General features: G+C 73.9%; 21 protein-coding genes and 1 tRNA gene. 13 read left to right on the forward strand and 9 right to left on the reverse strand.

Translation table 11 applies throughout. The features are described from left to right. Positions 1 to 49 precede the first annotated feature (49 nt). From ACI79K_RS03875 to mnhG, 6 genes are read left to right on the forward strand one after another with little or no spacing between them, the layout of a single operon-like run. Positions 50 to 2,935: a Na+/H+ antiporter subunit A gene (locus ACI79K_RS03875; protein ID WP_456599024.1), complete on the forward strand. Its 2,886-nt coding sequence runs from the start codon at positions 50 to 52 to the stop codon at positions 2,933 to 2,935. Next, on the forward strand, positions 2,932 to 3,462 hold the full coding sequence (locus ACI79K_RS03880; protein ID WP_456588224.1) for a Na(+)/H(+) antiporter subunit C: 531 nt from the start codon (positions 2,932 to 2,934) through the stop codon (positions 3,460 to 3,462). Before ACI79K_RS03875 ends, ACI79K_RS03880 begins: the two co-directional genes overlap by 4 nt. Further along, a complete protein-coding gene (locus tag ACI79K_RS03885; RefSeq protein WP_456599025.1) occupies positions 3,459 to 5,249 on the forward strand; it encodes a Na+/H+ antiporter subunit D in 1,791 nt (596 codons plus the stop codon). The genes ACI79K_RS03880 and ACI79K_RS03885 overlap by 4 nt, the downstream gene beginning before the upstream one ends. Beyond that, positions 5,246 to 5,848, forward strand: coding sequence for a Na+/H+ antiporter subunit E (locus tag ACI79K_RS03890; RefSeq protein WP_456599026.1), 603 nt, complete (start codon positions 5,246 to 5,248; stop codon positions 5,846 to 5,848). Before ACI79K_RS03885 ends, ACI79K_RS03890 begins: the two co-directional genes overlap by 4 nt. Next, positions 5,845 to 6,171 (forward strand): monovalent cation/H+ antiporter complex subunit F, encoded by a 327-nt coding sequence (locus ACI79K_RS03895; protein WP_456588221.1) that lies wholly within the window; start codon positions 5,845 to 5,847, stop codon positions 6,169 to 6,171. The genes ACI79K_RS03890 and ACI79K_RS03895 overlap by 4 nt, the downstream gene beginning before the upstream one ends. Next, the gene (gene mnhG / locus ACI79K_RS03900) at positions 6,168 to 6,617 is read left to right on the forward strand and encodes a monovalent cation/H(+) antiporter subunit G (protein ID WP_456588220.1); all 450 of its coding nucleotides are present in this window, start codon (positions 6,168 to 6,170) and stop codon (positions 6,615 to 6,617) included. Before ACI79K_RS03895 ends, mnhG begins: the two co-directional genes overlap by 4 nt. 69 nt (positions 6,618 to 6,686) lie before the next feature. Here the strand turns inward: mnhG and leuA are convergent, their stop codons facing one another. From leuA to ACI79K_RS03915, 3 genes are all read right to left on the reverse strand, one after another. Further along, a complete protein-coding gene (leuA, locus tag ACI79K_RS03905; protein WP_456599027.1) occupies positions 6,687 to 8,426 on the reverse strand; it encodes a 2-isopropylmalate synthase in 1,740 nt (579 codons plus the stop codon). A 228-nt stretch (positions 8,427 to 8,654) separates the two neighbouring features. After that, the gene (locus ACI79K_RS03910) at positions 8,655 to 9,296 is read right to left on the reverse strand and encodes a helix-turn-helix domain-containing protein (RefSeq protein ID WP_456588218.1); all 642 of its coding nucleotides are present in this window, start codon (positions 9,294 to 9,296) and stop codon (positions 8,655 to 8,657) included. Between the two features lie 145 nt (positions 9,297 to 9,441). Beyond that, entirely contained in the window at positions 9,442 to 11,037 is a 1,596-nt protein-coding gene (locus ACI79K_RS03915; protein ID WP_456599028.1) for a phospholipase D family protein, read from the reverse strand. Positions 11,038 to 11,111: 74 nt separating this feature from the next. On the opposite strand from ACI79K_RS03915, the gene ACI79K_RS03920 reads away from it, so the two are divergent. Genes ACI79K_RS03920 through ACI79K_RS03930 form a run of 3 tightly spaced genes read left to right on the forward strand, consistent with a single transcriptional unit; the run spans position 11,112 to position 13,958 of the window. Continuing rightward, a complete protein-coding gene (locus tag ACI79K_RS03920) occupies positions 11,112 to 12,380 on the forward strand; it encodes an aspartate kinase (RefSeq protein ID WP_456588216.1) in 1,269 nt (422 codons plus the stop codon). Further along, complete coding sequence (locus ACI79K_RS03925) at positions 12,377 to 13,429, forward strand: aspartate-semialdehyde dehydrogenase (protein WP_456599029.1); 1,053 nt, start codon at positions 12,377 to 12,379, stop codon at positions 13,427 to 13,429. Before ACI79K_RS03920 ends, ACI79K_RS03925 begins: the two co-directional genes overlap by 4 nt. Before the next feature lie 52 nt (positions 13,430 to 13,481). Continuing rightward, positions 13,482 to 13,958 carry a hypothetical protein gene (locus ACI79K_RS03930; RefSeq protein WP_456599030.1) on the forward strand — a complete coding sequence of 159 codons (477 nt, stop codon included), beginning with the start codon at positions 13,482 to 13,484 and terminating at the stop codon, positions 13,956 to 13,958. Here the strand turns inward: ACI79K_RS03930 and ACI79K_RS03935 are convergent. The 3 genes from ACI79K_RS03935 to ACI79K_RS03945 form a co-directional block, all read right to left on the reverse strand. Then, the gene (locus tag ACI79K_RS03935; protein ID WP_456599031.1) at positions 13,955 to 15,748 is read right to left on the reverse strand and encodes a prolyl oligopeptidase family serine peptidase; all 1,794 of its coding nucleotides are present in this window, start codon (positions 15,746 to 15,748) and stop codon (positions 13,955 to 13,957) included. The two genes, ACI79K_RS03930 and ACI79K_RS03935, sit on opposite strands and share 4 nt — an antisense overlap. Before the next feature lie 85 nt (positions 15,749 to 15,833). Beyond that, positions 15,834 to 15,907, reverse strand: a tRNA-Pro gene (locus ACI79K_RS03940). A gap of 49 nt (positions 15,908 to 15,956) precedes the next feature. Beyond that, positions 15,957 to 16,868: a metallophosphoesterase gene (locus tag ACI79K_RS03945; RefSeq protein WP_456588212.1), complete on the reverse strand. Its 912-nt coding sequence runs from the start codon at positions 16,866 to 16,868 to the stop codon at positions 15,957 to 15,959. Positions 16,869 to 16,919: 51 nt separating this feature from the next. Between ACI79K_RS03945 and ACI79K_RS03950 the strand changes: the two genes are divergently transcribed. After that, positions 16,920 to 17,372, forward strand: coding sequence for a GatB/YqeY domain-containing protein (locus ACI79K_RS03950; protein WP_456588211.1), 453 nt, complete (start codon positions 16,920 to 16,922; stop codon positions 17,370 to 17,372). 64 nt (positions 17,373 to 17,436) lie between these two features. Here the strand turns inward: ACI79K_RS03950 and ACI79K_RS03955 are convergent, their stop codons facing one another. From ACI79K_RS03955 to ACI79K_RS03965, 3 genes are read right to left on the reverse strand one after another with little or no spacing between them, the layout of a single operon-like run. Beyond that, positions 17,437 to 19,710 (reverse strand): transglycosylase domain-containing protein, encoded by a 2,274-nt coding sequence (locus ACI79K_RS03955; protein WP_456599032.1) that lies wholly within the window; start codon positions 19,708 to 19,710, stop codon positions 17,437 to 17,439. 40 nt (positions 19,711 to 19,750) lie between these two features. Continuing rightward, positions 19,751 to 20,968, reverse strand: a complete 1,218-nt coding sequence (locus ACI79K_RS03960; protein WP_456595783.1) for an ArsA family ATPase — start codon at positions 20,966 to 20,968, stop codon at positions 19,751 to 19,753. Then, positions 20,968 to 21,960, reverse strand: coding sequence for an ArsA-related P-loop ATPase (locus ACI79K_RS03965; RefSeq protein WP_456588208.1), 993 nt, complete (start codon positions 21,958 to 21,960; stop codon positions 20,968 to 20,970). The genes ACI79K_RS03960 and ACI79K_RS03965 overlap by 1 nt, the downstream gene beginning before the upstream one ends. A gap of 94 nt (positions 21,961 to 22,054) precedes the next feature. Here ACI79K_RS03965 and ACI79K_RS03970 point away from each other — a divergent pair, with 94 nt between their 5' ends. The 3 genes from ACI79K_RS03970 (at position 22,055) to ACI79K_RS03980 (ending at position 23,607) form a co-directional block, all read left to right on the forward strand. Continuing rightward, positions 22,055 to 22,225 (forward strand): hypothetical protein, encoded by a 171-nt coding sequence (locus ACI79K_RS03970; protein WP_456588207.1) that lies wholly within the window; start codon positions 22,055 to 22,057, stop codon positions 22,223 to 22,225. Beyond that, the gene (locus tag ACI79K_RS03975) at positions 22,222 to 22,692 is read left to right on the forward strand and encodes a RidA family protein (protein WP_456588206.1); all 471 of its coding nucleotides are present in this window, start codon (positions 22,222 to 22,224) and stop codon (positions 22,690 to 22,692) included. The genes ACI79K_RS03970 and ACI79K_RS03975 overlap by 4 nt, the downstream gene beginning before the upstream one ends. 126 nt (positions 22,693 to 22,818) lie before the next feature. Continuing rightward, the gene (locus ACI79K_RS03980; RefSeq protein WP_456588205.1) at positions 22,819 to 23,607 is read left to right on the forward strand and encodes an NUDIX hydrolase; all 789 of its coding nucleotides are present in this window, start codon (positions 22,819 to 22,821) and stop codon (positions 23,605 to 23,607) included. The last annotated feature ends 47 nt before the right edge of the window (positions 23,608 to 23,654 follow it).

Here is a 23,654-nt window from a genome sequence, read left to right on the forward strand (position 1 = left end):
GTCCTCCGACGTCAGTGGTGTCCGAGCAGCCCCTGACTCCCGGAGACCCGTGCTCGCGCTCCTGCTCCTCCACCTGGTCGCCGCGGTGGCCGCACCCGTGCTGGTGCGCTGGTGGGGCCGGCAGGCGTTCCTCGCCCTCGCGCTCGTACCGGCGGCGGGGTTCGGCTGGGTGCTCGCGCAGCTGGGGCGGGTCACCGACGGCGGTGAGGTCACCGAGACCGTCCCGTGGGTGCCCACCCTGCGCCTCGACATCGCCCTGCGGCTGGACGCCCTGGCGCTGGTGTTCGCGCTGCTGGTCACCGGGGTGGGCGCGCTGGTCATGCTCTACTGCGCCCGCTACTTCGAGCCCCGGGACGAGGGGACGGGGCGGTTCGCCGGCACGCTCACCGCCTTCGCCGGCTCCATGCTGGGCCTGGTGGTGGCCGACGACCTGCTGCTGCTCTACGTGTTCTGGGAGCTCACCACCGTCTTCTCCTACCTGCTGATCGGTGGCTCGGGGACGAAGCTCGCCGCGCGCCGGGCGGCCGGCCAGGCGCTGATCCTCACCACCGCGGGTGGGCTGGCGATGCTGGTCGGGCTGATCATGCTCGGCGAGACCAGCGGCAGCTACCTGCTCTCGGAGGTCGTCGCCGACCCGGGGAGCGGCCCGCTGCTGGTGGCCGGGACGATGCTGGTCGTCGTCGGCGCGGTGACCAAGTCGGCGATGATCCCGTTCCACTTCTGGCTGCCCGCCGCGATGGAGGCGCCCACCCCGGTCAGCGCCTACCTGCACGCGGCCGCGATGGTGAAGGCCGGGATCTACCTGGTGGCCCGGCTGGCGCCCGGGTTCGCCGAGGTGCCCGGGTGGCGCCCGGTGGTGCTGGGGCTGGGCCTGGCCACCATGCTCGTCGGCGGCTACCGGTCGCTGCGGCAGAACGACCTCAAGCTGCTGCTCGCCTTCGGCACGGTGAGCCAGCTGGGCTTCCTCATGACGCTCGTGGGCGCCGGCAGCCGCGAGCTGGCGGCCGCGGGCCTGGCGATGACCCTGGCGCACGCCCTGTTCAAGTCGACGCTCTTCCTCACCGTCGGGGTCGTCGACCACGCCACCGGCACCCGCGACCTGCGCCGGCTGTCCGGGCTGGGCCGGCGGCTGCCCGTGGTGGCGGTCATCGGCACGCTGGCCGCGCTGAGCATGGCCGGCGTTCCGCCGCTGCTCGGCTTCGTGGGCAAGGAGGCGGCGTTCAGCGCGCTGTGGGACGGCGGGCTGCCCGACCGCACGGCGGCCGTCGTCGTCCTCGTCGGCCTGGTCCTCGGCTCGGTGCTCACCGCGGCCTACACCTTCCGCTTCCTCTGGGGCGCCTTCGCCCGCAAGCCCGGGCTGCCGGCCACCGCCCCAGCTCAGCTGGTCCACCCGCCTACCCCGCTGTTCCTGCTGGCCCCCGCCCTGCTGGCGCTGACCGGGCTGGCCGCCGGGCCGGCCAGCCCGTTGCTGGAGCCGCTGGTCGCCGGGTACGCCGACGGGCTGCCGCTGGTGGCCGAGGAGGCCGAGAAGCTGGCGCTGTGGCACGGCTGGCAGCCGGCGCTGGCGCTGTCGGCCCTCACCCTGCTCGGCGGCGCCGCCCTGTTCGCCGCGCGCTCGGCGGTGTTCCGCTTCCAGCAGCGGCGGGCCGTGGGCGCATCGGCCGACGAGGGCTACTGGAACACCATGCAGACGCTGGACCGGCTCGCCGTGCTGGTCACCGGCACCACCCAGCGGGGCTCGCTGCCGGCCTACCTCGGCACCATCCTCGTCGTCGTCCTCGCCCTCCCCGGCTCCGTGCTGCTGTTCCGGGCGCCGTGGCCGGGGGAGTGGCGGGCCTGGGACACCCCCATCCAGGCGCTGGTCGGGGCGGTGGTGCTGCTCGCGGCCGCCATGGCGCTGCGGATCCACCAGCGGCTGTCGGCGGTGCTGGCCGTGGGCGTCACCGGCTACGGCCTCGCCGTCCTCTTCGCCCTGCAGGGCGCCCCCGACCTCGCGCTCACCCAGTTCCTCGTGGAGACGCTGACCCTGGTCGTCTTCGTGCTCGTGCTGCGCAAGCTGCCCAAGGACATCTCCGAGCGGCACCGTCCCGGCGAGCGCGCGGTCCGCGGTGCGATCGCCGTGGGCGTGGGGCTGCTCATGGGCGCGGTCGGCGCGGTGGCGCTCAGCGCCCGCGACGCCACGCCGGTGTCGGTCGACTACCCGGAGGCGGCCTACGAGCTCGGCGGTGGGCAGAACGTCGTCAACGTGACCTTGGTCGACATCCGCGCCTGGGACACCCTCGGCGAGATCTCCCTGCTGGTCGTGGCCGCCACCGGTGTGGCCAGCCTGGTCTTCCTCCGGCGGCGCACCGGCGTGGTCCAGCGGCTGGACCCGGTGCGGGCGGCGCGGGACGCCCGGCGGTCGCGGCGGGCGCCCCGGCGGCAGTGGCTGTCGGCGACGGTGGCGCTCGCCCCCGAGCGGCGGTCGGTGGTGCTCGAGGTGATCACCCGGGTCCTGTTCCACACGATCGTCGTGTTCTCCATCTACCTGCTGTTCAGCGGGCACAACCAGCCCGGTGGTGGCTTCGCCGGGGGGCTGGTCGCCGGGCTGGCGCTCGTGCTGCGCTACCTGGCCGGCGGCCGCTACGAGCTGGGCGAGGCGGCGCCGGTCGATCCCGGTCTGCTGCTGGGCGCCGGCCTGCTGTTCGCCGGTGGGACCGGAGCCATGGGGCTGGTGCTCGGCGCCGAGGTGCTGGAGACGGCGATCCTCGAGACGACGCTGCCGGTGCTCGGCGACGTCAAGCTGGTCACCTCGCTCTTCTTCGACATGGGGGTGTACCTGATCGTGGTGGGGCTGGTGCTCGACGTGCTGCGCAGCCTCGGGGCCGAGCTGGACCGCCAGGCCGACGAGCGGGACCCGATCGACGGCGCCCCCGGTGAGGTGGTCCCCCGATGACCCCCACCGTGGTGCTGCCGGTGATCGTCGCGGGTCTCTACGCGGCCGGCGTCTACCTGCTGCTCGACCGCAGCCTGACCCGCGTGCTGCTCGGCTTCCTCCTGCTGGGCAATGCGACCAACCTGCTGCTGCTCTCCAGCGGTGGTCCGGCGGGGCTGGCGCCGATCGTGGGGATCGCCGAGCCGGAGGAGATGAGCGACCCGCTCCCGCAGGCGCTCGTCCTCACCGCGATCGTGATCACCTTCGGCATCGCCGCCTTCCTGCTCGCGCTCATCTACCGCTCCTGGCGGCTGGTGCGCCAGGAGGTCGTCGGCGTCGACGAGGAGGACCGGCGGGTGGCCGCCCGGTCCGGCACGGACGCCGACGAGATCGACCCCGACGACCTCGCGCCGGAGGACCGGCCGGCCGCGCACGCCGACAGCCTGCACGGCGAGGGGGACGACGTGGAGGAGCTGCTCCGGCGGCACTACGCCGGGATCCCGTCCGACGACGTGGATCTGCCAGCCACCCGGCGGCGGCGCCGGTGACCGGCGTCCTCACGCCCCTGCCGGTGCTGCTGCCGCTGCTCGGCGCGGCGGCGGCCCTGCTGGTCGGCGGCGGCCGCCCGCGGGCGCAGCGCACGCTCAGCATCCTGGTGCTCAGCACGGTCCTCGCCGTGTCGGTCGCGCTGCTCGTCCTCGCCGACGAGCAGGGCGCCGTGGCCGTCTCGCTGGGCGGGTGGGAGGTGCCGCTGGGCATCGTGCTGGTCGTCGACCGGCTGTCGGCCCTGATGCTCGTGGTCGCCTCGACCGTGGGCCTGGGCGTGCTCGTCTTCGCGGTCGGCCAGGGCGCGGCCGACGGCGACGAGGAGGCGCCGGTGTCGATCTTCCACCCGACGTTCCTGGTGCTCATGGCGGGCGTGGCCAACGCGTTCCTCGCCGGCGACCTGTTCAACCTCTACGTCGGCTTCGAGATCCTGCTGACCGCCAGCTACGTCCTGCTGACCCTGGGCGGATCGGCACCGCGGATCCGCGCCGGCGTCACCTACATCGTCGTCAGCCTGCTGAGCTCGCTGCTGTTCCTCGCCGCCATCGCCCTGGTCTACGCCTCCACCGGCACCGTCAACATGGCGCAGCTCGCCGGCCGGCTGGGGGAGCTGCCGGAGGGGACCCAGCTGCTCATCCACTCGCTGCTGCTGATCGCCTTCTCGATCAAGGCGGCGGTGTTCCCGCTGTCGGCCTGGCTGCCGGACAGCTACCCGACCGCGCCGGCCCCGGTCACCGCCGTCTTCGCCGGGCTGCTCACCAAGGTCGGCGTCTACGCGATCATCCGCACGCAGACCCTGCTCTTCCCGGGCGGCGGGCTGGACACGGTGCTGATGTGGGCCGCGCTGGCCACGATGCTGATCGGCATCCTCGGTGCGGTGGCACAGGCCGACATCCGGCGGATCCTGTCGTTCACGCTGGTCAGCCACATCGGCTACATGGTGTTCGGCATCGCGCTGGCCTCCCGGGCCGGGCTCGCGGGCGCCGTCTTCTACGTCGTCCACCACATCGCCATCCAGACCACGCTGTTCCTCGTCGCCGGGCTGGTCGAGCGGCAGGGCGGGGCGACCGCCGTCGACCGGCTCGGCGGCCTGGCGAAGGCATCGCCGCTGCTCGCCGTCCTCTTCTTCGTCCCCGCCATGAACCTCGCCGGGATCCCGCCGTTCTCCGGGTTCATCGGGAAGCTCGGGCTGCTGGAGGCGGGCGTGGCCGACGGCGGGTGGCTGCCGCTGGTCCTCGTGGCCGCCGGCGTGGTCGCCAGCCTGCTCACGCTGGTGGCGATCTCGCGGGTGTGGAGCCGGGCCTTCTGGCGGCCGCGGGCCCAGGAGCCGTCCGCGGACACCGACGAGGCCGCGGCGGCCGACGCCGGGCCGGAGCTCTCCCCGGAGCCGCTGCCCCAGCCCCCGACACCGGAGTCCGGTGAGGCGCAGGCCGACGGCCCCGGCCCGACCGACGAGGTCGAACCCACGCCGGTGCCCGCGTCCGCTTCCGTGGCGTCCGGGGGGGTCGGTCGCGCCGCCGCCCGGCGCGCGGCGTGGCAGCGGCACACGGCGGTGGCGACGGCGACCACGCCGGCCACCGACGGGCTCGGGGAGGACCCGGAGCGCGCCCGGCCGGACCAGCTGCTGCCGCGGGTCATGCTCGCCTCGACCGCGGCGATGGTCACCGTGACGGTTGCGCTCACCGCGCTCGCCGGTCCGCTGTACGCGGTGGCCGACCGCGCGGCCGGCGATCTGCGCGACCGCGCGCCCTACGTCCAGGCGGTCTTCGGCGCGGAGGAGGCCCCGTGACCGGCGCCCCGCACCAGGCCGGCCGCGGGGGCCTGGTCTACCAGCTGCGGCACCAGCTGCCCCTGCTGGTCTGGCTGGTGCTGGTCTGGAACCTGCTGTGGGGCACGTGGTCGTGGGCCAACCTGCTGTCCGGGGTGGTCCTGGCCCTCGCCGTGACCCTGCTGCTGCCCCTGCCGCCGGTGGAGGGCGGCCTGACCGTGCGCCCGGTGCCGGTGCTCGCCTTCGTCGGCACCTTCGTCGTCGACCTCGTGACCTCCGGGGCGGAGGTGGCGTGGCAGACCATCCGCCCGCGGGGGATCAGCCGGAGCGCGATCATCCGGGTGCAGCTGCGCACGGACTCCGACCTGCTGCTCACCATCATCTCGGAGGCGCTGACCCTCGTGCCCGGTTCGATGGTCATCGACATGGATCGGGAGCAGCGGACGCTGGCGGTGCACATCCTCCACGTGGAGGACGAGCGCGACATCGAGCGGCAGCGGAGGTCGGTGCTCACCATGGAGGAGCGGGTGGTGCGCGCCTTCGGCTCCGCCGCCGAGGTGACCGCCGTGACCACCGGCGCAGGCTCCCTCGGCATCGGCGACGGGCGGCGGACGCCGTGACCGCCGTCTACTGGGCCACCTACCTGATGCTGGGCACCGGGGCGCTGCTGGCGCTGGTGCGGCTGGCGCTGGGGCCCTCCCTGCTCGACCGGGTGGTCGCGACCGACACCCTGCTGGTGATCATCGCCGCCGGGCTGGCCGTGCACGCGACGCTGGATCGGGACCCCACGGTCGTGCCGGTGCTCGTGGTGGTGTCGCTGCTGGCGTTCGTCGGCTCGGTCTCGGTGGCCCGCTACGTCGGCGGCATGCTCATCCACTCGAGCCTGGGCACCCAGGGGCTCGACGTGGACGACCGGCCCCCGGACGGGGAGGAGGCGCGGTGAACGGGATCGAGACCGCGGGCGACGTGATCGCCGTCGTCCTGGTGCTGCTGGGCGCGTTCCTGTGCCTGACCGCCGGGCTCGGGCTGCTCCGCTTCCCCGACGTGCTCGCCCGGATGCACGCCGGCACGAAGCCGCAGGTGCTGGGCGTGCTGCTGATCATGATCGGCGGCGCGATCCGGCTGCAGGGCTGGTCGGCGACGTGGATGCTCCTGCTGGTCGCCGTCTTCCAGATGCTCACGGCACCGGTGAGCGCGCACATGATCAGCCGCGTGGCCTACCGGCGCCGGCACGTGCGGCGCGACCTGCTGCTGGTCGACGAGCTGCACACCGAGCGGCGGCCGGACCGGGTGTACCGCGGCGACGAGCCGGCCGACGCCCCGCCGGAGGAGCCGGGGCGGGCCCTGGCCGAGAGCCGCCGCGAGGAGCGGGAGGACGGGGCGCGCTGAGCGGCGCGCCCCGTCAGGTCCCGTTCCGGGCCCCGCCCGAGCCTGCGAGGGAAGGGGGAAAGGGAACCTTCAGCAGCGCTGGGCGCGGTTGACCGCGGAGACGACGGCCCGCAGCGAGGCGGTGACGATGTTCGGGTCGATCCCGACGCCCCACAGCACCCGCTCCCCGACGGCGCACTCGACGTAGGCGGCGGCGCGCGCGTCGCCCCCGGCGGACATGGCGTGCTCGGCGTAGTCGAGCACGCGGACGTCGACGTCGACGGTCCGCAGCGCGTCGACGAACGCCGCGATCGGGCCGTTGCCGCGGCCCTCGACGGTCACCGGTACGCCGGAGTCGACCAGCTCCACGACCATCTCGTCGAGCTGCCCGTCCCCGGAGGCGGTGTGCCGGTGCCCGCTGAGGGAGAACCGGCCCCACGGCGCGGCCGGGTCGGGCAGGTACTCGTTGCTGAAGGCGGTCCACATCTGCTGGGCGGTGACCTCGCCGCCCTCGTCGTCGGTGTGCCGCTGGATGACCGCGCTGAACTCGATCTGCAGCCGGCGCGGCAGGTCCAGGTGGTTCTCGGTCTTCATGATGTAGGCGACGCCGCCCTTGCCGGACTGGCTGTTCACCCGGATCACGGCCTCGTAGCTGCGGCCGACGTCCTTGGGGTCGATCGGCAGGTACGGCACCGCCCACGTCTGCTGCTCGACGGGGACGCCGGCGGCCTGCGCGTCGGCCTCCAGGGCCTTGAAGCCCTTGTTGATGGCGTCCTGGTGGGAGCCGGAGAAGGCGGTGTAGACCAGGTCGCCGCCGTAGGGGTGGCGCTCGTGCACGCCGAGCTGGTTGCAGTACTCGACGGTGCGGCGGATCTCGTCGATGTCGGAGAAGTCGATCTGCGGGTCGATGCCCTGGCTGAACAGGTTCAGCCCCAGGGTGACCAGGTCGACGTTGCCGGTGCGCTCGCCGTTGCCGAACAGGCAGCCCTCGATGCGGTCGGCGCCGGCCCGGTAGCCGAGCTCGGCGGCGGCGACGGCGGTGCCGCGGTCGTTGTGCGGGTGCAGGCTGAGGACCACGGAGTCGCGCCGGCCCAGGTTGCGGTGCATCCACTCGACCTGGTCGGCGTACACGGTGGGCTCGGCCATCTCGACCGTGGCCGGCAGGTTGAGGATCGTCGGCCGCTCGGGCGTCGGCTCCCAGACATCGGTGACGGCGTTGCAGATCTCGACGGCGAAGTCGAGCTCGGTGCCGGTGAAGGACTCGGGCGAGTACTCGAACCGGATATCCGTGTCGCCCATCTGCTCGGCCAGCTTGCGCACCACCTGCGCGCCGTGGACGGCGATGTCGACGATCCCGGCCCGGTCGGAGCCGAACACGACCCGTCGCTGCAGGGTGGACGTGGAGTTGTAGAGGTGCACGATCGCCTGCTTCGCGCCCTGCAGCGACTCGAAGGTGCGCTCGATCAGCTCGTCGCGGGCCTGGGTGAGCACCTGGATCGTCACGTCGTCGGGGACCAGGTCGTCCTCGATCAGCTGGCGGACGAAGTCGTAGTCGGTCTGGCTCGCCGCCGGGAAGCCGACCTCGATCTCCTTGTAGCCCATGCGGACCAGCAGCTCGAACATCCGGCGCTTGCGGTCGGGCGTCATCGGGTCGATCAGCGCCTGGTTGCCGTCGCGCAGGTCGACGGCGCACCAGCGCGGCGCCTGCGTCGTCACGGTGTCCGGCCAGGTGCGGTCGGGCAGCGCCACGGGGGTGAAGGGGACGTAGCGCTGGATCGGCATGCCGGACGGCTGCTGGGGGTTGCGGACGTGCGGGTGGGTCTCGCTCATGGGGGAGGGCTCCTGGTGCGGGCTGCGTGCGCGGAGTGCGCACGGCTCCGGGGGCGGTCAGCGGACGCCGGGGACGCCGGAACCCCGCGGCGAGGAAGCCGACCTAGGAGAGGGCCTCGCCGCGGCGGGTAAGCAGGAGGCTGCCGCGCACGCGCCCACGGTAGCAGCGGGTCAGCCCACGTCGCAGGGAGGACGGCGCGTCGCGGCCGCCGGGGACGGCCTGGCGGATCAGTCCACGTCGCAGCGGCAAGGGCAGTCGTCGACGTGGAACGGCCGAAGGCCGTCGTCGCCCTCCGCGCAGGCCGGCGGGCACGTGCAGGCGAAGTCGGTCAGCGTCGGCAGCTCACCGGCGAGCCGCCTGCGCTCCAGGTCCTCGCGCCGTCGCTGCGCCGCTTCCGCTCGTCGGGCGGCGCGGCGTTCGGCGGGGGAGTCGCCGGCCCGGGGCGGCTGGTGGTCGTCGGGTACTCCCCGGAGCCGCCGCTCACCGTCTCGCGCGCTGCGTGAGAGGTCGAAGGTGTACCAGGGCTGCGGTCGGCTGTACCGCTCGGAGCCGTGCCACCACCCCTCGTCCGAGTGACGCGGATCGAGGTGCGCGGGGAAGCGCCGTCCCCCGTGGTCCCGGATGGCACGGTCGGACATCGGCAGCACCTCCGCGCCGTCCGCACCGATGAGCGCCAGCCGGAGCCGTGCCACGGCGAGGACGCCGAGCAGTGCCCCGACCGGCAGGTCACGTGCGCCCGCCTCGGCCGCGGCCAGCGTGGACTTCGCGACCCCCGCAGCAGCGGCCATCTCGCGCTGGGAGAGGTCCGCCACCCGGCGGGCGCGGCGGAGCATCCCGGCCAGCAGCTCCGCCCGATCACCCTCGTCCACGCCGGGGATCGTGGCCCGCGCCGGCGGCCCGGGGCAGATGCTCCTGTGGAAGCTAGTGCCCTGCCCACAGGGGTGGGCAGGGCACTAGTTCCGCGGAGCTCACCTGGTGCCGTCCGCACGTGCGGGGCGCAGCCGCAGGCGGCGGTCAGAACTCCTTGCGCAGGCGCAGCCGCAGGGGCCGGCCGTCCGGGTCGACCAGCAGCCGGTAGAGCGGTGTCGCCCACAGCCGGGTGTGCCAGGGCAGCTCCTCCGGGCGGTGTGGGTGGAGCCGACCGGGTGGACGTGGCCCGCGGCGACCCCCCTCGTGCCACTCGGCCAGGGCGCCCGCCCGCTCCTCGAGCGTGGCGACGAAGCGCGCCGGATCCACCAGCAGGTCGTCGTCGCTGCCGTCCTCGGCCAGGTCCAGGTGCTCGCGCGCCAGCTCCAGCCGCAGGTCCCGCGCGAAGGTGCGGGCGCCGTCCCCGGTTCCTCCCAGGTCCCGCGGCTCGCGGGGGTCGAGCGTGGTGTCGAGGACGGCGGTGGAGAGCTCGCTGTCGTGCGTCCAGGAACGCCGGTTGAAGTTGTCGCTGCCGATGCTGGCCCACACGTCGTCGACGACGCACACCTTGGCGTGCACGTACACCGGCGTCCCGGCGTGGTTCTCCACGTCGAAGACGTGCACCCGGTCCTGGCCTCCCGCCCGGACGCACAGGTCGATCGCCTGCCGGCGGCCCACGGTCTGGGGAGTCGCCGAGAACGCGCCCTCCTGGTCGGGAATGCGGGGCACGACCACCACCAGGTGGAGGTCGGGGTTGTCCCGGAGGGCGTCGGCGAACAGCTGGGCGACCTCGGAGGACCACAGGTACTGGTCCTCGAGGTAGACCAGCCGCCGCGCCCGCTTCACCGCCTTCGAGTAGCCGCGGGCGATCGAGCGCTCGCCCTCGGGGGCGAAGTCGTAGCGCGGCAGGATCTTGGGGTAGGTGCGCAGGATCTGCACCAGGTGCGGGCCGGCCGGTGGGGGCGGCGGCAGCTCGGGCGGCAGCGGAGCGGGGTCCAGCCGGGCCCCGCGGAACCGGCCGACGACGTAGGCGATCGGGTTTCCCTGCACGGGGCTGGTCGGGTCGTCCCACCGCTCACGGAAGCTGGTCTCGAGCACGGCGACCGCCGGGCCGCGGATCTCCGCCTGCACGTCGTGCCACGGCGGGGTCGGCCCGTAGCCGGAGGCCATGTCCACCGCCTGGGGGTCCCCGTCGTGCCGCGCGTCGTCGCGGCGGCTGTGGCACAGGTCGATGCCCCCGGCGAACGCGACGTCGCGGGACGGGTCCGCGGGGCACCGGATGATCACCACCTTCTGGTGGTGGCTGCCGAACCGGCGCACGCGCTGGTCGAGCACGACCCGGCCGCCGTCGGCCTCGATCTCCCGGTCCAGCGACCGGTTCTGCTCCTTGCTGTAGGAGAGCGCGTCCGTGTGCGAGCGCCACACCAGGCCGCGCACGTCGACGCCGCGGAGCGCGGCCGCGCTGAACAGCTCGTCGACGGTGGGCCCGTCGGGGCGCAGCCGCTCGTCGGGGTCGCCCCGCCAGTCGGTGAACCAGACGCGGTCGCCCTCGCCCAGCTGCTCGACCACCTCGACGAGCCGGTCGAAGTACGCCGCGCCGTGGACGAGCGGCCGGACCAGGTTGCCCTCGGTCCAGGCCGGCACGGCGGCACCGCGGTTGTGGCGCTCCTCGGAGGTGAGCAACCACCGGTGCGGATCGTCCACCCGGCGATCACATCGGTCGGGCGCACGAGATGCAACCGCTCGGCCCGTGGACCGCGTCGGTAGCCTTCTGACCCGTGGCCCTCGTCGTCCAGAAGTACGGCGGCTCGTCCGTCGCCTCCGCCGAGCACATGAAGCGCGTCGCGGAGCGGATCGTCGCTGCCAAGAAGAACGGCGACGACGTCGTCGTCGTGGTCTCCGCGATGGGCGACACGACCGACGAGCTGCTGGACCTGGCCAGCCAGATCACCGACACCCCGCCCGGCCGCGAGCTGGACATGCTGCTCACCGCCGGCGAGCGAATCTCCATGGCGCTGCTGGCCATCGCGATCTCCGAGCACGGCTACGAGGCGCGGTCGTTCACCGGCTCGCAGGCCGGCGTGATCACCACGTCCAGCCACGGCAAGGCGCGCATCATCGACGTCACGCCCGGCCGCCTGAAGTCGGCGCTCGACGAGGGCTCGGTCGTCATCGTCGCCGGGTTCCAGGGCGTCAGCCAGGACACCAAGGACATCACCACCCTCGGCCGCGGCGGCTCGGACACCACCGCCGTCGCCGTCGCCGCGGCGCTGAACGCCGACGTCTGCGAGATCTACACCGACGTCGACGGCGTCTTCACCGCCGACCCGCGCATCGTCCCCAACGCCAAGCGGCTGGACACCATCACCTACGAGGAGATGCTCGAGCTCGCCGCCTCCGGGGCGAAGGTGCTCATGCTGCGCTGCGTCGAGTACGCCCGCCGCTACGGCATCCCCGTGCACGTCCGCAGCTCCTACTCACAGCTCCCCGGCACCACCGTGACCGGCTCGATGGAGGACCTCACCGTGGAACAGGCGATCATCTCCGGCGTCGCGCACGACCGCTCCGAGGGCAAGATCACCGTGTTCGGCGTGCCGGACCGGCCGGGTGAGGCGGCGCAGATCTTCCGCGTGCTCGCCGACGCCGAGGTCAACATCGACATGATCGTGCAGAACGTGTCGGCCGAGGCCAGCAAGCTCGCCGACATCTCCTTCACGCTGCCCAAGAGCGACGGCCCGGCCGCGCTGGCCGCCCTGGAACGGGTCAAGCACACCGTCGGCTACACCGACGTCAGCTTCGACCAGCACATCGGCAAGGTGAGCCTGGTCGGCGCCGGCATGCGCTCGCACCCGGGTGTCTCCGCCAAGTTCTTCGGCGCGCTGGCCGACGCCGGGGTCAACCTGGAGCTGATCAGCACCTCGGAGATCCGCATCTCCGTGGTGTGCCGCGACACCGACGTCGACCTCGCCGTCCGCGCGGTGCACGATGCGTTCGACCTGGGCACCGAGGACGCCCAGGCCGTGGTCTACGGAGGGACCGGACGATGAGTGGCTTCACCCCCGGCGGCCTGCGGGTCGGCATCGTGGGCGCGACCGGTCAGGTGGGCCGCGTCGTGCGCGACATCCTGGCCGAGCGGAACTTCCCGCTGGCCGAGCTCCGCTTCTTCGCCTCGGCGCGGTCGGCCGGCAGCACCCTGCCCTGGGCCGGTGGCGAGATCACCGTCGAGGACGCCGCGACCGCCGACCCGACCGGTCTGGACATCGCGATCTTCTCCGCCGGCGCGACCACCTCCCGCGCCCAGGCGCCGCGGTTCGCCGCGGCCGGCGTGACCGTCATCGACAACAGCTCGGCGTTCCGCCGCGACCCGGAGATCCCGCTGGTCGTCAGCGAGGTCAACCCCGGCGACATCGCGAAGGCGCACGGCCGGATCATCGCCAACCCGAACTGCACGACCATGGCCGCGATGCCGGTGCTCAAGCCGCTGCACGACGAGGCCGGCCTGGTCCGCATCGTCGCCAGCACCTACCAGGCGGTCTCCGGCAGCGGGGTCGCCGGCGTGGAGGAGCTGCACGGGCAGGCGAAGGCCGTCGTCGACAAGGCCGACGAGCTCACCCACGACGGGACCGCCGTCGCCTTCCCCGACCCGGTGAAGTACGTCGCGCCGATCGCCTTCAACGTGCTGCCGATGGCCGGCTCGGTCGTGGACGACGGCTCGTTCGAGACCGACGAGGAGCAGAAGCTCCGCAACGAGAGCCGCAAGATCCTCGGCATCCAGGACCTCCGCGTCTCGGGCACCTGCGTGCGGGTGCCGGTGTTCACGGGGCACTCGCTCTCGCTCAACGTGGAGTTCGCGCGCGAGCTGACCGTCGAGCGGGCCACCGAGCTGCTGCAGGCCGCGCCCGGGGTGGAGCTCTCCGACGTCCCGAACCCGCTGCAGGCCGCCGGCCGCGACCCCAGCTACGTGGGCCGCATCCGGCAGGACCAGAGCGTGGACGGCGGTCGCGGGCTGGTGCTCTTCGTCAGCAACGACAACCTGCGCAAGGGCGCCGCCCTCAACACCGTCCAGATCGCGGAGCTCATCGCCGCCTCCCGCTGACCCTGGTCGGGCTCCTCCGCGGAGGAGCCCGACCAGGCGGCAGGATGGTCCCGTGAACTCCGCGGACCTGCCTGCCTCCCCGCAGCACGCCTGGCCGGGGCCGGACCTCTACACGCTGCGCGGGATGCTCGAGCTGGACCTGGCGCTCGAGCGCGGGGTGACGGTGGACGCCGCCCACGCCCTGCTGAGCGACGCCGTCGTCCACGCGTTCGGGCCGCGGTGGTACGAGTGGTTGACCGACGCGCTGGCCGCCGAGGGGCGGGACCAGGCACAGCTGTCCGCCATCCTCACCGACGACCCCCTGGCCGAGCGGGTGCTGGGGGCGCTCCGGGCCCGGATGCTCGCCGACGAGGAGGCGCCGGACCCGCCGGACGAGGAGTTCGGCTGGTACGCCTACGCCCCCGGCGACCCGCGGGGGAGCCGGGGGCGGCTCCGCCGGGCGGTCCTGCGGCGGAGGGAGAGCGCCCGTCTGGCACTGCTCGCTCCACCGCGCCCCCGCGTGGCCGGCCGGCGGCGCCGGGACCGCTAGGGCCGCACGTGGCGCAGGGCGAAGGAGAGCGCGACCTCGACCTGCCGGATCGTCTCCTCGATGACCAGCGACCCGTGGCCGGCGTCGAACCGGTAGACCTCGTGCGGCTTGCCCAGCCGCTCCAGCTCGCCCAGGTAGTTGTCGATCTGCCGGATCGGGCAGCGCGGGTCGTTCGCGCCGGCCACCACCAGCACCGGCGCGGCGACGGCGTCGACGTAGGTGATCGGCGAGGAGCGCACGTAGACGTCGCGCACCTCCTCCGGTGACCCGCCGAACAGCGCCCGGTCGTAGGCCCGCAGGCCCTCCATCTCGTCCTCGTACGCCGCGAGGTAGTCGGCCACCGGCACCTCGGCGATCCCGGCCGCCCAGCGCTCCGGCTGGGTGCCCAGCCCCAGCAGGGTGAGGAACCCGCCCCACGAGCCCCCAGTGAGGAGCGCGCGGGCCGGGTCGACGACGCCCTCGGCCACCAGTGCGTCGTAGACCGCCCCGATGTCCTCGAGCTCGGTGAGCCCCGGGCGCCCCGTGAGCGCGTCGCGCCAGGCCGAGCCGTAGCCCGTGGAGCCGCGGTAGTTCACGTGCACGACCGCGTAGCCGGCGTCGACGTAGGCCGCCCGGCGGGCGCGGTAGGAGTCGTCGTCGGCCGCCTCCGGGCCGCCGTGCACCAGGAACGCCGTCGCGAACGGGCCCTCACCGGCCGGGCGCACCAGCAGGGCGTGCACGTCGCCGCCCGGGCCGGGGACCCAGCGGTCCTCGACCGGGTAGGCGGCGGGCGGCTCCTCGTCGGAGACCGAGAGGACGACGGGGCCGTCGGCGCGGCGGATGACCGGCGGCCGCTCGGAGTTCGACCACGCAAGCTCGACCGTGCCGTCGGGGCGGGCGGTGGCGCCGCGGACGACGCCGGGCGGGGTGTCGAGCTTCTCCAGCGCGCCGGAGTCGAGGTCGTAGCGGTACAGCTCGCTGCGGGCGGCGTGGTCGTGGCCCACCAGCAGCGCGGAGCCGTCGGGGTACCAACCGGCGGTCACGTCGCCGGGCAGGTCGAGCACGATCTCCGTCTCGGTGTCGGCGGCGACGTCCCAGACCAGCAGCTCCTCGCGACCGCGCCGCTCGTGGCCGACCAGCAGCCGGCGGTCACCGGGGAGCGGGGCGAACTCCAGCGCGTGCAGCCCGCGTCCCTCGCCGTCCCACTTCTCCGCGACCACCGAGTCGTCGGCCGTGCGGAGCACCCGCAGCGCGGGGTAGCGCGGGTCGCCGTGCTCGGAGTGCGAGATGACCAGCAGCTCGTCGTCGCGGGTCAGCGCGTCCACCGAGGCGGGGTCGGGGTGCCGGTAGACCACCCGCGGCGTGCCTCCGGTGGGCGCCAGCCACAGCTCGCTGCCGTCGTCGGTGCTGCGGCCGATGGCCACCAGGTCCCGGCCGATCTCCAGTCCCGCCGGGTAGGCGGGCCCCACCTCGGGGACGGCGACGGTGTCCTCGCCGCCGGTGAACGGCTGGGTCATCCAGACGCCGAACTCGTCGCCGTCGGTGTCGGCGAACCACCAGATCGTGTCGCCGTCACGGTCCAGCGTCGCGATCAGCGTGCCGTTGGGCCGGTCGGTGACCCGGCGGTGGGTGCCGGTCTCCCGGTCCCAGGCGTACTGCTCCACGACGCCGCTGACGTCGGAGCTGTACAGGTTGCGGTGCGGTGCCTCCTCGGCCCAGTCCGGCAGCGACACCCGGGGTGCGCGGAACCGGGCCTGCCAGCGGGCGGTGACCTCGGGGGGAAGGGCGGGGACGGTCTGCTCGGCGGTCACGCCACCATCTTCGCAGCGCCCCGGGAACGACCGGTGCCCCGGGAACGACTCAGGGGCCGCCTTGCGGCGGCCCCTGAGCGGAGGGTCGGGGTGACAGGATTTGAACCTGCGGCCTCGTCGTCCCGAACGACGCGCGCTACCAAGCTGCGCCACACCCCGAGGTGCGTCGACGAGTCTAACGCTCCACTGCGCGCGCCCCGGCGGCGGGTCAGGACGGCCGTGCGGTGAGGGTCAGCAGCGTCGCCTCGGGCGGGCAGGCGAACCGCACCGGGGCGTAGGGGCTGGTGCCCAGGCCGGCCGACACGTGCAGCCAGGTGCCGGCCGGGTGCTCCGGCGTGGGGGCCGCCCAGCGGTGCAGCCAGCGCACCCGGTGGCGGTCGATGCCGCAGTTGGTGACCAGCGCCCCGTAGAACGGCACCCGCAGCTGGCCGCCGTGCGTGTGACCGCACAGCAGCAGGTCGTAGCCGTCCGCGGCGAAGCGGTCGAGCACCCGCGGCTCGGGGGAGTGGGCCAGCCCGATCCGCACGTCGGCGCTCCGATCGGCCGGCCCGGCGACCAGGTCGTAGCGGTCCCGCTTCAGGTGGGAATCGTCGACGCCGGCGAAGACGATCCGCCGCCCGCCCACGGTGAGCTCACCGGCGGCGTTGGTGAGGTCCAGCCAGCCGCGCTCGCGCATGCCGTCGCGCAGGTCGCGCCAGGGCAGCTCGTCGCCGTGCACCCGCTTGTGGTCGCGCTTGAAGTACTTGAGCGGGTTCTTCGGGCGCGGGGCGTAGTAGTCGTTGCTGGCCAGCACGAAGGCGCCGGGCCGGTCCAGCAGCGGGTCCAGCGCGCGCAGCGTCGGCGGCACCGCGTCGAACCCCGCGAGGTTGTCCCCGGTGTTGATCACCAGGTCGGGCTCGAGGGCGGCGAGGCCCGCGACCCACTCCTGCTTGCTCCGCTGCCCGGCGGTCATGTGCAGGTCCGACAGCTGCAGGATCGTCAGCGGCGCCGAGCCCGGGGCCAGCACGGGCACCTCGAACCGGCGCAGCGTCCAGCGCGTGCGTTCGTAGAGGCTCGCGTAGGCGGTCACGGCCGCGCCCGAGGCGACGGCGGCGGTGGGGACGGCGGTGTACCAGCGCACCCGCCGAGCCTACGGGCGCACCCCGGCGCGGCGTCGTGCGAGGCTGGACCCGTGCCCGACCTCAAGGAACAGCTGCGCGCCGACCTGACCACCGCCATGAAGGCCCGTGACGAGCTGCGCACCGCCACGCTGCGCATGGTGCTCGCCGCCGTCAGCGCCGAGGAGGTGTCGGGCAAGGAGGCCCGCGAGCTCACCGACGACGAGGTGCAGGCCGTGCTCCGGCGCGAGGCGAAGAAGCGCCGCGAGGCGGCCGAGGCGTTCGGCTCGGCCGGTCGCGCCGAGCAGGCCGCCCGCGAGCGGGCCGAGGGCGAGATCCTCGCGGACTACCTGCCGGCTCAGCTGGACGACGCCGACCTGGCCGCGATCGTCGCCGACGTCATCTCCCGGACCGGCGCCTCCGGCATGAAGGACATGGGGAAGGTCATGGGCGCGGCGAACGGCGTGGTCGCCGGCCGGGCCGAGGGCTCGCGGGTCGCCGCCGAGGTCCGCCGCCAGCTCGGCTGAGCCCCGCGCGACGGGAACGACGAAGGGCCGGACCTCTCGGTCCGGCCCTTCGTCGTCGCTCCGGTCAGTTCGTCGGGAGGTCCCCGGTCGGCTCCGGTGCGGTCGTGCCGGCGTCGGCCGGCGGCGGCACCTGGGGCTCCACCTGGGGCTCCACCGGCGGGGGTGCCGGCGTCTCGGGCTGCACGGGCGGCGGGGAGGTGGTGCCTCCCGTGGTGCCCGTCGTGCTCGACCGGTCCGCCGAGCGGCTCGACGTGGTGCCGGACCGGGAGACGCCGGCCCCCTGCGGGGCGGCGTCGACGCCGCGGCCGGCGTACTGGGGATCGGCGGGCGGGAACTCGGCCGCCGGCTGGTTGGTCAGGATCGGTGCCATCGCGGCCCGCCAGATGCCGGCCGGGAGACCGCCGCCGTAGCTGCCGACGTCGTTGGTGTCCCGCGGGCGGAACACCATGACGCTGGCGGTGTACTCCGGCGTCGACCCCACGAAGGCCACCGAGTCGCGCTCGTTCACCGTGCCGGTCTTGCCGGCGATCTGGTGGCCGGGGATGTGGGCCCGGGCGCCGGTCTGCAGCCGGTTCCCCGGCTCGACGTCCTTGATCATCATCTGGTTCAGCGTGTCGGCGATGCCGGGCTCGATGACCTGCTCGCAGTCGTCGCCCTTCACCACCGGCTCGCCGTCCTCGCCGGTGAGCGGCTCGCCGTTCGGGGTGGTGATCGACAGCACCGGCGTGGGCGTGCACTTGACCCCGCGGGCGGCGATCGTCGCGTAGGCGTTGGCCAGGTCGAGCGGGCTCACGCCATCGGTGCCGTAGGCGAAGGACGGGCGGTTCTCGTCGATGATCTGCTGCGCCGGCGTCTGGGTGACCGAGTAGTCGAAGGTCATGCCAAGCCGCTCGGCCATCCGCACCGCCGGCTCGATCCGGCCCAGTGCGTCCTCCAGCGCGAGGAAGTAGGTGTTGGAGGACATGTAGAGCGCCTGCGTCATGGTCAGCGTGCGCGGGTACGAGCTGCCCACGTTGCCGATCGAGTAGGGCTCGATGCGCTGGGTCTCGGGGTCGTAGCTCTCGTAGACCTTCGACCGGTAGGGCTCGCTCGTGGTGATCGTGTGGCTGGCCGGGAGACCCATCTCCAGGGCGGCCGCGGCGACGAAGGTCTTGAAGGTCGACCCGGAGCCCTTGGTGGGGACGGTCGCGAAGTTCACCGACTCGCACTCGGGGCCGTCGCAGCCGTAGCGGCGGTTGACGCTCATCGCGAGCACGTGCCCGGTGCCGGGCTGGACGACGTCGTAGACGCCCACGGTGTCGGCGCCCATCGCCACGGTGTCCAGCACGGCCTGGTCACCGGCGGCCTGCATGTCCGGCCGTAGCGTCGTCTGGATGGTCAGCCCGCCCTTGTCCAACTGGGCCTTCGTCAGACCGAGCTCCTGGATGAGGTACTGCCGGGTGAAGTCGCAGAAGAAGCCGCCGATCGCGGCGTCGATGCAGCCGTTCGGGGGCGCCTGACCCGGCGCCACCTCCACCGGGGTGGGGGTGATCTCGGCCAGCTGCTCCGCGCTGACGTGACCCAGGTCGTGCATGCGCTGCAGCACCTGGTTGCGCCGGATCTGGGCGTTCTCCGGGTTGTTGATCGGCTCGTCGTAGAACGGCTTCTGCACCAGCCCGGCGAGCATGGCCGCCTGCGGGAGGGTGAGGTCGGCGGCGTTCACGCTGAAGTAGCGCTGGGCGGCGGCCTGGATGCCGTAGGCGCCCTGCCCGAAGTACACGATGTTCAGGTACCGGGTGAGGATCTCGTCCTTGGAGTAGGTGTCCTCCAGGGCGAGGGCCAGGCGGGCCTCCCGCAGCTTGCGGCCCACGGTCTGGGCGTCGGCGGCGTCCCGGTCCTCCGGCGTGGTGGCCGTCTGCAGCAGGGTCTGCTTCACCAGCTGCTGGGTCAGGGTGGAGCCGCCCTCCTGGACCTCGCCGGCGGCGACGTTCTTCACCAGCGCCCGCATCGTGCCCTGCACGTCCAGGCCGTTGTGGTCGTAGAACCGGGAGTCCTCGATGTCGACGAGCGCCTGCTTCATGACGTCGGCGATCTGGTCGGAGGTGACCGGCGTCCGGTTGTGCTCGTAGAAGTTCGTGATCAGCTGCCCGTCGGCGGCGAGCACCCGGGTGACGCCGGCCGGCGTCTTGTCGGTCAGCTCCACCGGCAGGGCGTCGAGCAGCGACACGGAGTTGCGTGCCGCCAGGCCGGTGCCCCCGATCCAGGGCAGCATGAGTCCGGCCAGCAGTGCGCCGGCGACGACGATCGTCGCGGCGAGCTTGGCGAGCAGACGGGTCCGGACACGCGCGTTCTCCGACATCGCGGCCAGGGTACGTCGCCCGGACGGGTGAGCGGAGCGCTCAGCCGCGGCGCGCGGGCAGGACGCGCGTCCGCGGCGTGCCGGTCGGCGTGTCGTGGTCGGGGCCGGTGAGGGCGTCGGCCATCATCCGCAGCCCGTCGAGGTCGTGGACGTCCCCGGCGGCGGCCGGCACCGTGCGCAGCGCGACGTCGGGGTGGGCGCTGGTGAAGCGGTCGGCCAGGTGCTGCTCCCGGCTCGCGAGCTGCATCCGGTCCGCGTGCACCCGCAGCGCCGCGGCCGCGAGCGCCGCGCCCTCGTCACCGCTCTCGGCGACCTCCTCGGCGGCGCCCTCCGCGCGGGTCGCCGACAGCGCCGTGGTGGCCGGGGGGTGCGTCCGGTTGACGACCAGTCCGGCCAGCGGCATCCCCTCGGCCGAGAGCCGGTCGACGAAGTAGGACGCCTCGCGCAACGCGTCGGGCTCCGGCGCGGCGACCACCACGAACGACGTGCCGGGGCGGCGCAGCAGCTCGAACGTCGCCGTCGCGCGCTCGCGGAACCCGCCGAACATGGTGTCCAGGGCCGCGACGAAGGCGGAGATGTCGCGCAGCAGCTGGCCACCGAGGATCTTGCTGACGATCCGGCTGAACAGCAGGAACCCGGCGCTGGCGAACTTGAAGCCGGCCCGGCTCGGCGCCATCAGCAGCCGGATCATCGTGCCGTCGAGGAACCGGCCCATCCGGTTGGGGGCGTCGAGGAAGTCCAGCGCCGACCGCGACGGCGGGGTGTCGACGATGATCAGGTCCCACCGGTCGCTGGCGCGCAGCTGCCCGAGCTTCTCCATCGCCATGTACTCCTGCGTGCCGGCGAACGACGAGGAGAGCGCTTGGTAGAAGGGGTTGTCGAGGATCTGCTGCGCGCGCTCGGGCGTGGAGTGAGCGGTGACGATGTCGTCGAACGTCCGCTTCATGTCCAGCATCATCGCGTGCAGCTCACCGGTCGCCCCAGGGACGTCCACGCGCCGCGGTTCGTTGTCCAGCTCGGTCAGCCCCAGGGACTGGGCCAGCCGCCGGGCCGGGTCGATGGTGAGGACGACGACGGTGCGCCCGGCCTCCGCCGCGGCCAGCGCCAGCGCCGCGGACGTCGTCGTCTTGCCCACCCCGCCTGCGCCGCAGCAGACGACGATGCGGGTCTGCCGGTCGGCGATCAGCGCGCCCAGGTCCATCGCCGGGGCCTGCCGGGGCGCCCGGGTGCGCGGCGCGGTGGCCGTGCCGGCGGCCATCAGGCGGCCACCTCCGTGCGCAGGTGCTCCTCGAGCCGCCCCGCCAGCTCGAACAGGCAGCCCAGGTCCATCGGGCCGGGCAGCAGCGGGATCTCGAGGCTGGGGCGGTCCAGCTCCGCGACCTGGGCCCGCAGGGCGTCCTGCGCCGCCCAGCGGCGGGCGTGCTCCACGACCTCGGCGACCAGCGCCTCGGCCAGCTGCTCGGCGCCCGGCAGGTGCGCGGCGTCCAGCGCGGGTGCGAGGTCGGCCCCGGTCAGCTCGCCGGCCGCCGCGCGGGACAGCGCGGCCGGAGGCAGCACCGGCTCGGTCGCCATGTTCACGATCACCGAGCCGATCGGCAGCCCGGCCGCCTCGAGCTCCGCGATGGCGTCCGCCGTCTCCTGCACCGGCATGTCCTCCAGGATCGTCACCAGGTGGACCGCCGTCTGCGGGGAGCGCAGCACCGCCATGACGCCGTCGCTCTGGGTCTTGATCGGGCCGGAGCGGGCCAGCTGCGACATCTCCCCGGTGACGCCGAGGAAGCGGGTGATCCGGCCGGTGGGCGGCGCGTCGACGACGACGGCGTCGTAGACCAGCCTGCCGTCCCGCCGCCGGGTGACCGCCTCCTTGATCTTGCCCGTGATCAGCACGTCGCGGAGGCCCGGCGCGATGGCGGTGGCGAAGTCGATGGCGCCCATCTTCCGCAGCGCCCGGCCGGCCCGGCGGAGGTTGTAGAACATGTCGAGGTAGTCGAGGAGCGCCTCCTCGACGTCGATGGCCAGCGCCTTGACCTCGCCCCCGCCGCGGGCGACGGCGACCCGGCGCTCCTCGTAGGGCAGCGGCGGGGTGTCGAACAGCTGGGCGATGCCCTGCCGGCCCTCGGTCTCCACCAGCAGCACCGAGCGCCCGTCGGCGGCGAGCGCCAGGGCCAGGGCAGCGGCGACGGTGGTCTTGCCCGTCCCTCCCTTGCCGGTGACCACGTGCAGGCGCGGGGCGGCGGGATCTGGGCTCACCTGTCCCAGCGTAGGAGCAGGCGACCGGGACGGCCTGCCCGTGCCAGGTGGCGTGACGGGCATCGCGTCCGGCGGCTGCGCTAGCGTCGCGGTCATGAGCGAAACCGCCCGCCAGAAGTGGGAGTACGCGACCATCCCGCTGCTCATCCACAACACCAAGGCGATCCTCGACTCCTGGGGCGTCGACGGGTGGGAGCTGGTGACCGTGCTCCCCGGGCCCGGTGGGCCCGAGCAGCCGGTCGCCTACCTCAAGCGGCCGGTATGACGGCCCCGGCTCCGGGCTGGCACGCCCGGCTCGCCGAGCTGGGCATCCGGCTGCCCCCGGTGGCCGCTCCCGTCGCCGCCTACGTGCCGGCCGTGCGCACCGGCTCCCTGGTGTTCACCTCGGGGCAGCTGCCGTTCGTCGACGGCGGCCTGCGCCGCACCGGCAAGGTCGGCGGGTCGGTCGACGTGGAGGCCGCCGCGGCCGACGCGAAGGTCTGCGCGCTGAACGCGCTGGCCGCGATCGACGACCTCGTGGGGCTGGACGCGGTGGCGCGCGTCGTCCGCGTCGTGGGCTACGTGGCCAGCGTCGAGGGCTTCACCGGTCAGCCCCGGGTGGTCAACGGCGCCAGCGAGCTGCTCGGCCGGATCTTCGGCGACGCCGGTCAGCACGCCCGCAGCGCCGTGGGGGTGGCCGAGCTGCCGATGGGTGCCCCCGTGGAGGTCGAGCTCACCGTCGAGCTGCGATGACACCGCGATCCTCCGCATCGCACCGCGGCCAGGTGCCATCCGTCGTTGCGCTGAGCGTGTCCCGGTCCCTCGCCGGGAGGTCCTCCGGACCCCCGCTGCTCGTAACCGACGACTGCGTCGTGCGGCATGCCTGAGCCGAAGCAGGCCGCGACGGTGCTGCTGCTGCGGGACGGCGCGCCCGGGCTCGAGGTGTACCTGCTGCGCCGCACGAAGGGCATGCCCTTCGCCGGTGGCATGACCGCCTACCCGGGCGGCGGCGTCGACCCCCGGGACGGCGACACCGAGATCGGGTGGGCCGGGCCCGCGCCCGCGCAGTGGGCGACCGCCTTCGGCTGCGACGAGCGGACCGCCCGGGAGCTCGTGTGCGCCGCGGTGCGCGAGACGTTCGAGGAGGCCGGCGTCCTGCTCGCCGGGCTGCCCGACGGGACCGTCGTTCCGGACGTCTCGGGGGAGGACTGGGAGGACCAGCGCCAGGCCCTGCTCAGCCGCGAGCTGTCGCTGGCCGGGCTCCTGGCCGGTCGGGGGCTGGTGCTCCGGTCGGACCTGCTGCGGCCGTTCGCGCACTGGATCACCCCACCGGTCGAGCCGCGGCGCTACGACACCAAGTTCTTCGCTGCCGCGCTGCCGGTCGGGCAGGAGGCGCGCGACGTCTCGGGGGAGGCCGACGAGGCCGCGTGGCTGGCACCCGCCGCCGCGCTCGCCGAGCTGGAGGCCGGCACCCGCCCGATGCTGCCGCCGACGTCGCACACGCTCGGCCAGCTGGTGGCCTTCCCCGACGTCGCGGCCGCCCTGGCCGGCTCGCCGCCAGAGCCCCTGCAGCCGATCAGCCCGCGTTTCGAGGAGACGCCCGACGGCCGCTGGGCGGTGCTGCCCGACGGCACCCGCATCCGGCTGGCCGTGCCGCTCCCCTCGTGAAGCGGTGAACGCGAGAGGCCCAGAACCGATGCGGTTCCGGGCCTCTC

The sequence above is a fragment of the Blastococcus sp. SYSU DS0616 genome, from assembly GCF_054051015.1.